Origin of the sequence: Camelimonas fluminis, assembly GCF_014656355.1 — a bacterium.
Lineage (GTDB): Bacteria > Pseudomonadota > Alphaproteobacteria > Rhizobiales > Beijerinckiaceae > Camelimonas > Camelimonas fluminis.
Genome location: NZ_BNCG01000002.1, coordinates 168,353 through 180,624 on the forward strand (window position 1 = coordinate 168,353; position 12,272 = coordinate 180,624).

The 12,272-nt window shown below is 64.3% G+C and carries 10 protein-coding genes; 7 read left to right on the plus strand and 3 right to left on the minus strand.

Translation table 11 applies throughout. The annotated features are described in order from the left end of the window. Positions 1–84 precede the first annotated feature (84 nt). The 3 genes from rnk to IE243_RS04205 all read left to right on the plus strand — a co-directional run bounded on the left by rnk (position 85) and on the right by IE243_RS04205 (position 6,442). Positions 85–492, plus strand: a complete 408-nt coding sequence (gene rnk, locus IE243_RS04195; RefSeq protein WP_191318092.1) for a nucleoside diphosphate kinase regulator — start codon at positions 85–87, stop codon at positions 490–492. Between the two features lie 847 nt (positions 493–1,339). Continuing rightward, positions 1,340–5,074: a vitamin B12-dependent ribonucleotide reductase gene (locus IE243_RS04200; RefSeq protein ID WP_191318093.1), complete on the plus strand. Its 3,735-nt coding sequence runs from the start codon at positions 1,340–1,342 to the stop codon at positions 5,072–5,074. Positions 5,075–5,473: 399 nt separating this feature from the next. Further along, positions 5,474–6,442: an alpha/beta fold hydrolase gene (locus IE243_RS04205; protein ID WP_191318094.1), complete on the plus strand. Its 969-nt coding sequence runs from the start codon at positions 5,474–5,476 to the stop codon at positions 6,440–6,442. 122 nt (positions 6,443–6,564) lie between these two features. Here IE243_RS04205 and IE243_RS04210 read toward each other — a convergent pair whose 3' ends face one another. The 3 genes from IE243_RS04210 to IE243_RS23125 form a co-directional block, all read right to left on the minus strand. Next, positions 6,565–7,401, minus strand: a complete 837-nt coding sequence (locus tag IE243_RS04210) for an alpha/beta fold hydrolase (protein ID WP_191318095.1) — start codon at positions 7,399–7,401, stop codon at positions 6,565–6,567. A 460-nt stretch (positions 7,402–7,861) separates the two neighbouring features. Then, on the minus strand, positions 7,862–8,149 hold the full coding sequence (locus IE243_RS04215) for a hypothetical protein (RefSeq protein ID WP_191318096.1): 288 nt from the start codon (positions 8,147–8,149) through the stop codon (positions 7,862–7,864). A 9-nt stretch (positions 8,150–8,158) separates the two neighbouring features. Next, on the minus strand, positions 8,159–8,479 hold the full coding sequence (locus IE243_RS23125) for a hypothetical protein (protein ID WP_191318097.1): 321 nt from the start codon (positions 8,477–8,479) through the stop codon (positions 8,159–8,161). 102 nt (positions 8,480–8,581) lie between these two features. Here IE243_RS23125 and IE243_RS23130 point away from each other — a divergent pair, with 102 nt between their 5' ends. The 4 genes from IE243_RS23130 (at position 8,582) to IE243_RS04235 (ending at position 12,253) form a co-directional block, all read left to right on the plus strand. Then, a complete protein-coding gene (locus IE243_RS23130; RefSeq protein ID WP_191318098.1) occupies positions 8,582–8,980 on the plus strand; it encodes a hypothetical protein in 399 nt (132 codons plus the stop codon). Positions 8,981–9,428: 448 nt separating this feature from the next. Then, positions 9,429–9,704: a con-10 family general stress protein gene (locus tag IE243_RS23400; RefSeq protein ID WP_244642746.1), complete on the plus strand. Its 276-nt coding sequence runs from the start codon at positions 9,429–9,431 to the stop codon at positions 9,702–9,704. A 144-nt stretch (positions 9,705–9,848) separates the two neighbouring features. Then, complete coding sequence (locus tag IE243_RS04230; protein WP_210319792.1) at positions 9,849–10,955, plus strand: NADH:flavin oxidoreductase; 1,107 nt, start codon at positions 9,849–9,851, stop codon at positions 10,953–10,955. Positions 10,956–11,425: 470 nt separating this feature from the next. Continuing rightward, on the plus strand, positions 11,426–12,253 hold the full coding sequence (locus tag IE243_RS04235; protein ID WP_191318100.1) for an SDR family NAD(P)-dependent oxidoreductase: 828 nt from the start codon (positions 11,426–11,428) through the stop codon (positions 12,251–12,253). Positions 12,254–12,272 lie beyond the last annotated feature (19 nt).

The following is a 12,272-nucleotide window of genomic DNA, read 5'->3' on the forward strand; positions in this document are numbered from 1 at the left end:
CCGTAGCAGGCGCGCTTTCCCAACACGTCTTTACTATCGCACCCGGTCCAGCAAGAACGCGCGCCGGATTGGAAGGCCTGACCCATGACCAAACTCAGCAGCACCCGCTCCCGTTTACCTGCCCTGGTTATCAGCGCGGATGACCATCATCGTCTCACCATGCTCGCCGAGGCCGCCAGCGACCGGATGCCGGATGTCGCCGAGGTGCTGCTCCAGGAGCTGGATCGCGCCAGGGTGGTGAAGGACGGTTCGGCGCCGGCGGACCGGGTGCGCATGGGGTCGACGGTTACCTACCGGTCCGACGCAGGCGAGCGGACCGTGCGGCTGGTGTATCCGGGCGAAGCGGATATCGAAGCCGGACGGATTTCGATTCTCACCCCCATCGGCGCAGCCCTCATTGGGCTCAATCCTGGCCAGTCCATCAAATGGACCGCCCGGGATGGGGCAGCCCATCAACTGACCATCGTCGACGTCAAACCGCCGGCCGCCTGAGCGGGCGGCAGGCAACCGCTTCCGGCGTTGCCGCGGCCTGGTCCGGGACGAGGACGGATCGCGGTCGCCATTGGCCGCACGTCCGTTCCGGACTCTCTGGGCGGCGAGGATCTGATTCGGCGGGCATGCGCCCGCCGTTTTCATCTGGCGTTGCGACAGCTCCAGAATCGGCGCGCGGGCCTGACGCCGGGCCACATCCAGCATTTCACGAATGCGCGAGCCGGAACGTCCGGCAGCGACGCCTTCGGGGCGCCGAAAACCGCGAGAACGCGGGGCGCCCAAATGGCAACAGCCCGCCAGGCAAATGCACCGCATCCACATCCGGACGCCGGGGCATTGCAAAAGTCCCCGGTTTCCACATGGCGGATATATTTTTACGGTTTGATAACGGCTGCGGAAACGGCGACGCTTGAGGCGAAAGTCTCGTGTTCGTCGCGGGTTGCGCGCGTCAAGAAGGCTGTCGCCCGACACAAGTCCTAGGGTGACGATCCGTTAATTGATCTATATATAGTGTCTGACGCGAGGCGAGACGATCGCGGGGCCGGTCAGGCCCGGCAATCGTCCGGTGACTCTGGCGACAGGCGGCGGGCGCTCCCGGGTGAGGCTTCGCACTGCGCCGGACCGTCTCATACGACAGTTCGCTTGTGGCGCGCGGTTTTTCTGGCCGTGCGGCGCTGGGCGCTTCAGGGCAACGCCAGGCGGTTCAGACGCCGGGTTTCGTCCATCTTGTTGATTTGCTGGCATTTTCCAGACGAGACGCAGCCTGCGTCGCGTGGAGGATGCCCCATCGCCACGACACAGCTGAGCCGCCGCCGGATAATTACGGGCAGGCGTGACGGAGTCTTCCATGCGGATCGAGCGGCGTTACACCACCGAGGGCAAGCCAGTCTGGGAGAGCATTGCGTTTCGCAAGACCACCAGCGAGATCCGCAATCCGGACGGTTCCGTGGTCTTCCGTCTGGAGGACATGGAGGTTCCGGCTGGCTGGAGCCAGGTCGCGGCTGACGTGCTCGCCCAGAAGTATTTTCGCAAGGCCGGCGTGCCGTCACGGCTGAAGCGCATTGAGGAAAACGGCGTCCCCTCCTGGCTGTGGCGCTCGGTTGCGGATGACGCCGCCCTCGCCGGCCTGCCCGTCGATGAGCGCACCCGCTCCGAGATCTCGGCCAGGGAAGTATTCGATCGTCTCGCCGGCTGCTGGACCTATTGGGGCTGGAAGGGCGGCTATTTTACCGCCGAGGACGACGCCCGCGCCTTCTTTGACGAACTGCGCTACATGCTGGCCAACCAGATGGTGGCGCCCAACTCGCCGCAGTGGTTCAACACCGGCCTGCACTGGGCCTATGGCATCGATGGCCCGGGCCAGGGTCACTATTATGTCGATTTCCAGACCGGCGAGCTGAAGGCTTCCGAATCGGCCTATGAGCATCCGCAGCCGCATGCCTGCTTCATCCAGTCCGTCGCCGACGACCTGGTGAATGAAGGCGGCATCATGGACCTGTGGGTGCGTGAAGCGCGCCTGTTCAAATATGGCTCGGGCACCGGCTCGAACTTCTCGGCCCTGCGCGGCGACGGCGAACGCCTGTCCGGCGGCGGCCGCTCCTCCGGCCTGATGTCGTTCCTGAAAATCGGCGACCGCGCCGCCGGGGCGATCAAGTCGGGCGGCACCACGCGCCGCGCCGCCAAGATGGTGGTGGTCGACGTCGACCATCCGGACATCGAAGCCTACATCGACTGGAAGGTGAAGGAGGAGCAGAAGGTCGCGGCCCTCGTCACCGGCTCCAAGACCGTGCGCCGCCACATGAAGGCGGTGCTGAAGGCCTGCGTGAATTGCGAAGGCGAAGGCGACGCCTGCTTCGACCCGGAGCGCAACCCGGTGCTGAAGCGCGAACTGCGCCTCGCCCGCCGCGCCCAGGTGCCGGACAGCTACCTGAAGCGCGTCATCCAGTACGCCCGCCAGGGCTATCGCGACCTTGATTTCGACGTCTATGACACCGACTGGGATTCGGAGGCCTATCTCACGGTTTCCGGCCAGAACTCCAACAATTCGGTGTCGCTGACCGACGAGTTCCTGCGCGCTGTCGAGAACGATGGTTCGTGGGCGCTGAACTACCGCGACGGCAAGGTGAAGAAAACCCTGCCGGCCCGCGAGCTGTGGGAGAAGATCAGCTACGCCGCGTGGGCCTCGGCCGATCCCGGCCTGCACTACAACACCACCATGAACGACTGGCACACCTGCCCGGCGGACGGCCGCATTCGCGCCTCCAACCCGTGCTCGGAGTACATGTTCCTCGACGACACGGCCTGTAATCTGGCTTCGGCCAACCTGCTGCAGTTCTATGATCGCGACGCCCAACGCATGGACGTGGAGAGCTTCGCCCACGCCTGCCGGCTGTGGACGGTGGTTCTGGAAATCTCGGTGACCATGGCGCAGTTTCCCTCGAAGGAAATCGCTCGCCTGTCTTACGAGTTCCGCACCCTCGGCCTTGGCTACGCCAATATCGGCGGCCTGCTGATGACCATGGGCCTCGGCTATGACAGCCGCGAGGGCCGCGCCCTCACCGGCGCCCTCACCGCCATCATGACCGGCGTGTCCTACGCCACCTCCGCCGAGATGGCGAAGGAGCTTGGTCCGTTCCCCGGTTACGCCCGCAACGCCGACAACATGCTGCGGGTCATCCGCAACCATCGCCGCGCCGCCCACGGCGTGACCAGCGGCTATGAAGGCCTGTCGGTGGCCCCCGTGGCCCTCGACGCCGCCTCGTGCCCGGACCAGCGGCTGATCGAGGTGGCTCGCGCCGCCTGGGATGAGACCCTGAAGCTCGGGCAGGAGCACGGCTTCCGCAACGCCCAGTCAACGGTGATCGCCCCGACCGGCACCATTGGCCTGGTGATGGATTGCGACACCACCGGCATCGAACCTGACTTTGCCCTGGTCAAGTTCAAGAAGCTGGCTGGCGGCGGCTATTTCAAGATCATCAACCGCGCCGTGCCGGACGCCCTGCGTCGCCTTGGCTACACGGAAGCGCAGATCGCCGAGATCGAGGCCTACGCCATCGGCCACGGTTCGCTGGGCCAGGCGCCTGGCGTCAACCACACGACGTTGCGGGCGAAGGGCTTTGACGACGCGGCCATCGCCGCCATTGAAAAGGCGCTGCCGAGCGCCTTCGACATCAAGTTCGTCTTCAACAAGTGGACGCTGGGCGAGGAATTGCTGACAGGCAAGCTGAAGACGCCGGCGGAGCGTCTGGAAGATCCTTCCTTCGAGCTGCTGTCGTTCCTCGGCTTCAACCGCAAGGACATCGACGCCGCCAACATCCACGTTTGCGGCGCCATGACCCTGGAAGGCGCGCCGCATCTGAAAAAAGAACATTATGCGGTGTTCGACTGCGCCAACCCGTGCGGTCGCATTGGCAAGCGCTACCTGTCGGTGGAGAGCCACATCCAGATGATGGCGGCGGCTCAGCCGTTCATCTCCGGCGCCATCTCCAAGACCATCAACATGCCGAACGACGCGACGGTCGAGGACTGCTCCAGCGCCTACATGCTGTCCTGGCGCCTTGGCCTCAAGGCCAACGCCCTGTATCGCGACGGCTCCAAGCTGTCGCAGCCGCTCAACGCCGCGTTGATCTCGGATGAGGACGACGAGGTCGAGGACGCCGTCGACACCCTGCTGGCGCAGCCGACGGCGGCCCGCACGGCCCAGGTGGCCGAGCGCATCGTCGAGAAGGTGGTGGAGCGGGTGCAGCGGATCCGCGAGCGCGAGAAGCTGCCCGAGCGCCGCAAGGGCTACACCCAGAAGGCCATCGTCGGCGGTCACAAGGTTTATGTGCGCACCGGCGAATATGAGGATGGCCGCCTCGGCGAGATCTTCATCGACATGCACAAGGAAGGCGCCGCCTTCCGCGCCATGATGAACAATTTCGCCATCGCCATTTCGCTTGGCCTGCAATATGGCGTGCCGCTGGACGAATACGTGGAGGCCTTCACCTTCACCCGTTTCGAGCCGGCCGGCTTCGTCCAGGGCAACCAGTCGATCAAGAACGCCACGTCGATCCTCGACTATGTGTTCCGCGAGCTGGCGATCTCCTATCTCGGCCGCGACGATCTCGCCCATGTCGACCCGTCGGAGATCGGCTTCGACGTCATCGGCAAGGGCGCGGCCCAGGGCCGGCAGCAGCCGGACGGCGAGCCGGTCGCCACGCCCGCCGCGCGCCCGCTGGTGTCGAAAGGCTTTGTGCGCGGCCGCCAGCCGACCAACCTGCTGGCCATCGCCGGCGGTCAGGACGGCGCGCCGACCGCGTTCGGCGGAGCCCAGGCGGCGACGGCCCTGAAGGAGCCGCTGCCGGATCTGAACGACAACGATGACGACGAGGCCCAGGCCGAGGCGATTTCGACAAAGCTGCAATTCGCGCCAGCCGGCTCCGCCGCGGCTGCGGCTCCATCTTCATCGGACCGGCGCAAGGAAGCGCTGATGAAGGGCTACCAGGGCGACGCCTGCGGCGAATGCGGCAACTTCACCCTGGTTCGCAACGGCACCTGCCTGAAATGCGACACCTGTGGCGGCACGACCGGGTGCAGCTGACCAGCACACGCGCGGATAAACCTGACGTTTGTCCGCGCATGCAGGGAAAATAGCGCAGCAGATCACAACGCTTGCATACGATTTCGAACCTGGGGAGCCTCTTGAGGCTCCCCTTTTTCATGGGAGCAAGCCGCTGGCGGATTGTGAGGCCGTCATGGCCTGCGCCGCCGCCGTGCGCGGCGCCGCTACGCTGCATTGCAAACCCGGAAGCGACCGCGATATTGAGATTGTCGTGTTCTGCCCCACGCCATGAATCAGCCTGGTTGTCCGGATGCGCCCGCAGCTCGTCCCGGCCCGGTCAGGACATCAATCCGGGCGAGAAGACAGCCGCAAGCGCATGGGCTATCTGCTTCGCCATGCGTCGATCCCGTCACTGGCCGCCTGAAGGGAGCGCGACCAATGCCCAATTTCCAGATGATCAACGCAGGCGGCGCGCGCATCCGCGCCGTGGTTGAGGGGACTGGCCCCCTCGTCATCATGGTCCATGGCTTTCCGGAGTCCTGGTATTCCTGGCGCCATCAGATCGGCCCGATTGCCGCGGCGGGCTTCACCGCCTGCGCCATTGACGTGCGCGGCTATGGCGGCTCGGCCAAGCCGCCCAAAGTTGAAGACTATTCGATGGAGAATATCGTCGGCGACCTGGTTGGCGTCGTCGACGCGCTGCAGCCGGGCGCGCAGGCGATCCTGATCGGTCATGACTGGGGCGCGCCAATCGTCTGGAACGCCACCATGATCAGGCCGGACAGGTTCAAGGCCGTGTGCGCCATGTCGATCGTGCACGCCGGTGTTCCGCACCGGCCGCTGACCGAGGTCTTCGACGAGCTGTTCACCTCCAGAAACCGCTTTTTCTATCAGGTCTATTTTCAGGAGGTCGGGCGCGCGGAGCACGACTTCGACAGTGATCCCCGCGACTTCCTGGCCACCTTCTATCACGCGATTTCCGGCGACGCGCCGGCCGGATCGTGGCCAAACAACAAGACCGCCGACCAGGACCTGCTCACCGGGCTGCAGCGGCCGCCGGGGCCGACGGCCTGGATGACAAGGGCCGATCTCGACTATTATGTGGGCCAGTTTGAAGGTTCGGGCTTCTTCGGGCCGCTCAGCCGCTACCGCAATCACGAGCGGGATTTCGCATATCTTCAGCAGTTCAAAGGACGGAAGATCGCGCAGCCGTCATTGTTCATCGCCGGCGACAGGGACCCTGCCTTCAATATGTTTGGCGGCCCTGATCCGGTTGAGGTGATGAAGAAGCACGTGAGCAACCTGCAGGGCGCCCACGTTCTTGCCGGCTGCGGTCACTGGACCCAACAGGAGCGTCCCGGAGAGGTCAACGATCTGCTCCTGCCCTGGCTGAAGAGCCAGCGCTAAACGGCAACGCTTCCCCCGAGGCCGGCGCCCCCTGGCGAAGCAGCAGGATTGCTGGCCAGGCCGGGGGAAACAGGACATGATGCTTTGAAGGCGCGCGCCGGGGCCTGCCCGGCGCGCATCGCCTAGCCACGTATGAAAGCGAGCAGGTCGGCGTTGAGTACATCGGCGTTGACCGTGAGCATCCCGTGCGAGAATCCCGGATAGATGATCAATTGGCTGTTCCGCAGCAGCTTGTCCTGCATCATCGCCGCCGTCCTGTAGGGGACCACCTGGTCGTCATCGCCCTGCATGACCAGGGTCGGCACGGCAATCGCTTTCAGATCAGCCGTTTGATCGGTTTCCGAGAACGCCTTGATCCCCTCGTAGTGCGCCCTGGCGCTGCCCATCATGCCCTGCCGCCACCAGTTGTCGATAACGCCCTGCGAGGGCTGCGCGCCAGGTCGGTTGTATCCGTAGAACGGGCCAGCCGGCACATCGCGGAAGAATTGCGCGCGATTGGCGGCGAGCGCGGCGCGGAAACCGTCGAACACTGCGATCGGCGCGCCGTCGGGGTTGCTGTCCGTCCGCAGCATGAGCGGCGGCACGGCGCTGACCAGCGCCGCCCTGGCGACGCGCCCTTGCGGCTGGCCATATTGCGCGACATAGCGCGCAACCTCCCCGCCTCCGGTCGAATGACCGATATGGATCGCGTTGCGAAGATCAAGATGCTCGGCCACGGCCGATGCATCAGCGGCGTAGTGGTCCATGTCATGGCCGTCGCTGACCTGTCCCGAACGTCCATGCCCGCGCCGGTCGTGGGCGACAACGCGGAAGCCTTCCCTGAGGAAAAACAGCATCTGGTTGTCCCAGTCATCGGCGCTCAGCGGCCAGCCGTGGTGAAAGTGGATCGGCTGCGCGTCCCTGGGACCCCAATCCTTGTAAAAGATGTCCGTCCCGTCCTTTGTTGTGACAAACGCCATGACAACTTCTCCTTTGATGGTGAAGGCCAGGATCGGCAGCGGGGCGCGGTTTCCGGTCAGCTACGCATGATCTCCGGCTATACAGGCGAAGTGCAAAGCCGACCCACGCGATGAACCGGATGACGAAAATCACGCCGTGTCGAACGTCCGGGCAGCTTTTTGCAACGCCCGCCTGCTGTTTGCGATCCATGCGCGCCCACCCGGTCCAGTCGTTTTGGCTTGACAGGAAACGTGCCCGGAAACGTAGGCGCTGAAGATGAAATCGGGAGGTCAGTCTTCAGGTTCAACCCCCGCTGATGGCTCCGCCCGTCCGCATGGCGGGGCGCGGGACCGGCCAGAGTTCCGGACGCCGCGCTGTCTATCCCGGATCCGCGCCCCCGGGCGCCGCGTTTCCTCCAGCGCGGGCGCCGCAATGAGGTTCAGTTACCGGGCCGTCGCGGCCAAACGGTCAGCGCAACGATCAGATGTCGATGCCCCAGTCGATCTTGCCGCGTCCTTCGCCGGATGCGGCGAGATCCGCCGCTTTTTTCAGGAGGGCGAAAGCCAACGACGTGAATGTCTCCTGCAGGTCGACAAATTTGGGCAAGAGCTCAATCTCCTGCCCTCCGGCCTTGCGAATGACAACCAGCTCCCGCTCCTGCGCTGCTTCCATCATGCGGCGGACGTGAGCCCGCGAGACGCCAAAACAGCTCGCGAGATAGCCATAGGGGCATGACACGATGGACGAACCGGTTTCGCTTTGGGCCACCAGGGCCAGTCAGAGTTTGAACATGATCTGACGGCCGGCGATCTGTCCCATGAAAAACTGCGCGTCCGGTATGGCCAGCGCCAGGCGAACGCCCCTGGCGTAGAGATTGATCCCCTCCACCGAGTACCTGGCCCTGAAATCCGGATCATTCTCCAGCAGGCTGAAATAGTCGAACCGGTCGCTGAGCAACTGGATGGGCGCAAGCGTGCTCTGGGCGATCAGCCGGCTGAGCGCGTCGCCTTTTTCGGTTGGCTCCAGCCGTTTGATGCGCCGGTCTTCGCTGACGTCAACCTGCCGCCAGTAGCCGGCGTGCCTTTTGAGGCTGATCAACGCCGCCACCCGGTTGGCGCTGGCGAGACCATAACGCGCGGCGAACGCCTGAATGCGGGTCAGGGTGGCTCCCGAACGCGGATCCCCGGGATTCCTTGCCAGATGAAGCGCCGTCAGCGCGATCCCGAGAGTCAGTTGCGCTTCTTCACTGGTGAGCCGGACCAGGTCGCGGGATCTCTCCAGATTGCCAGCTATCAATTGGGCATGAAGCCGGAGCGCCTGCGGAAATGCGGGATGTTTCCGAAGGGCCGCTCCATCCTCAAGCACCCAGGCTGGAATCTCAGGCGCATCAGCAACGCCGGCAAACTGGTTGGCATGATCTGCCGCCGCGTCACCCCTCATATTTCCCCCCTCCCCGAAGAAAATGGCTCCCTGAAAGGCCTGGACGCCCGGCGAACGACGCTGCGTCATGGCCTTGGCGCGATGACGGATTTACTTCCTATAGCAGCGTCTCCCGTCATATCCAGCTTCGTCGTCGTCATCCAGGAGCGCCGTCATTGAGGCAACCCGGTTATCTGGGGTCTGTCTGTCTGATTTGATCTGGGCTTTCACCGCCTGACCAGACTGGCGGGACATCACCGCTTCTATGCCAAAATGGCCATGTGCGCCGGTCAGAAATGGCCTAGAGCCGGTCTGGGAGTTCAGCGGCGGAGAGCCGGCGAAACTTGCATGGGCAGCGAGAAGAACGGCAGGCGCCGCCTTTCTCCCAATGACAGCCCCGCCACGGCTCGCCTGCCTGAAGCCCTCCTGCTGGAAGCTCTCTTGCCTGAAGCTTTCTTGCCTGAAGCTCACTTGCGCCTGCCACGGGCTACGGACGCCAGGCTGCCTGAAGACGTAATGAATCCGCTGGAATGCCGCGGATTTGCCACAAGGGCCACAATGCCGTGAACAATTTGAACCAAATCCACCGCATCCGGCACTCATGAAGCAGAAATAGGGGGGCGTTGTCATGAGTGATGAAAAGCCAAAGTCTCGTCGGGGATTTGCTGCAATGGATCCGGCGAAGGTAAAGGCAATCGCCAGTCTTGGCGGACAAAGCGTGCCGAAGGAAAAGCGGGCGTTCTCGATCCAGCCAGAACTTGCCGCGAGCGCAGGCCGCAAGGGCGGGCGGAATGTTGATGCTGAGCGGCGTTCATTTTCCCAGGATCGCGCCCTGGCTTCATCCGCAGGCAAGATCGCCAGGAGCCGTCGCAAAAGCCGGCGCGCGGAAGATGAAACAGAATAGCGTTGTCGTTTCCCGTTGGGACGCGCAGGGAAACTGACGCGGCGCGAGGCTGCGGCTGACCGGGGAAAAAATTACCGGATTGATAAACGACCGGGCTGACACATATGTCTGACGCATCGGCGCATGTCCGCATTGCGTTCACGAATGGAGACGGCCTTGTCAACAGACGCCCTGTTTCAGCCTTTTAATCTCAAGGGCTTGCGCCTCAAGAATCGGATCGTCATGGCCCCCATGACGCGCTCGTTCTCGCCCAAAGGCGTGCCAACCGGCGATGTCGCCGCCTATTATCGCCGGCGCGCGGCCGCCGATGTGGGCCTGATCGTCACCGAAGGCACGGTCGTCGAGCGCCCGGCTGCGAAAAATGACCCGAACGTGCCCGACTTCTTTGGCGACGCCCTGCCAGCCTGGCGCCGTGTTGTCGATGAAGTGCACGCCGAAGGCGGCCTTATCGCGCCGCAACTCTGGCATGTCGGAGCGGCGCGTGGCCGCGATCCATCCTGGGACCCACAGCCGGTAGACGCCCCATCGGGCCTGTCGCGCCCCGGCAAACGCTTCACCGAGCCGATGACCGAAGAAGCGATTACCGACACGCTGCACGCCTTCGGGCGCGCGGCGCGAGCAGCGAAGGACATCGGTTTCGACGCCGTGGAGCTGCATGGAGCGCATGGCTACCTGATCGACCAGTTTCTATGGCGCGGCACCAATGAACGCGACGACGCCTGGGGCGGCGCCGGCATTCCCGAGCGCGCCCGCTTCGCCGGCGAGATCGTGCGGTTGACCCGGGAGGCGATCGGCCCTGATGTTCCGCTGATCCTGCGCCTGTCGCAGTGGAAACAGCAGGACTACGACGCGCGCATCGCCCATAATCCCGAGGAAATGCGGGCCTGGCTGGAGCCGCTGGCGGAGGCCGGGGTCGATGTCTTCCATTGCTCGCAGCGTCGGTTCTGGGAGCCGGAGTTCGAGGGCTCGGACCTTAATTTCGCGGGCTGGGCCAAGAAGCTCACCGGAAAGGTCACCATTACCGTTGGCTCGGTCGGTCTCAGCGGCGAATTCATCGCGGCGTTCGCTGGCGAGGGGTCAAAGCCGGCCTCGCTCGATGGCCTGCTGCGCCGGCTGGAAGCCGGAGAGTTCGATCTCGTGGGCGTTGGTCGCGCGCTGATTTCCGACCCGGAATGGGTGCTGAAGATCCGCGACGGTCGCACGGACGAACTGAAGAACTTCGAGCGCTCGGATCTGGGGACCCTGTTCTGAGGAAAGCGCTGTTCCAGGGGCGGGGCCTCCGGGACAGCCCGAACGCGCAAAAAAGAAGGCCGCCCTTTTGAGGCGGCCAAATTCAGGGAGGTCTCGCTGGAGTGGGGATCTCCCGATCCCCGAAACGCGGCGTCGCCGCGTTTCATGCCGCCAACATATGAGCCTGCGCTCCACCCGTATGTGCGCGAAGACACATGGCGCGGCCAGGCTTGCGACCCGGACGATCGTCCCGGCCGAAACAGCTTGCGCGGATGAAAGTCCGGACAGATGCTGGCGCGGCGATTTTGCCATTGGCGTCCGCTGTCGTGTCCAGCCAGAGCCAAGCGCAGCTTCGTGAAACTGATATAAAATCAACAGGATGCCATGGATTTCGTTGTTCTGTCCTTCGCTGCGCCGCGTTGTATGGCGGGCTGCGCATGGCGGAAACGGGTCCCTGGGCCCTGGATAACAGGCGCATGGGAGGAAACGGGATGGGAGATCGTCTTGCTGGGCGGGCGGCGCTGATTACTGGTGGAACCAGCGGCATTGGGGAGGCGACCGTCAGGCTGTTTGTCGCGGAGGGCGCAAAGGTGATGATCGCCGGCCGCAACGCCGCGAAAGGCGAAGCGCTTGTATCGGAGCTTGGGGCCAACGCCGCGTTCATCGCCGCCGATGTGGCGCGTGAGGCGGACGTGAAGCGGGCGGTCGAGGCGACGGCGGAGCGCTTCGGCCGGCTGGACTGCCTGTTCTCCAACGCCGGCGGCCCCACCCAGGGCGGCGCCGACACCATCACCGCCGATGATTATCATCACGCCATGGACCTGCTGGTGGGCAGCGTGCTGTTTGGCATCCGCTACGCGGCGCCGATCATGAAGGCCCAAGGACGCGGCGCCATCATCAACAACGCCTCCATCGCCGCCATCCGCGGCCATATGGGCGGCTATCTGTATTCCATCGCCAAGGCGGCGGTGCGCCGCGCCACGGAAATGGCCGGCCTGGAGCTTGGCCCCTCCGGCATCACCGTGAACAGCATCTCGCCGGGCGCGATCGCCACGCCGATTTTCTTTGGCGGATCGCAGGTCGCCACGAGCCTTGATCCGGCCCATTCAGAAGCAAAGATGCGCAAGCTGACGCAGAACCTTGCCCGGGCGACGCCATTGCACCGTTCGGGGACGCCGCATGACATCGCCACGGCGGCGTTATTCCTGGCGTCGGACGAAGGCGCCTTCATCAACTGTCACGATCTGGTCGTCGATGGCGGCATGGCCGCCGGCGGGCGCACCAGCTTTGAGGATCAAACCGCGGGCGCGCCGGTCTGAACGCCCAGCCTGGCGGCGG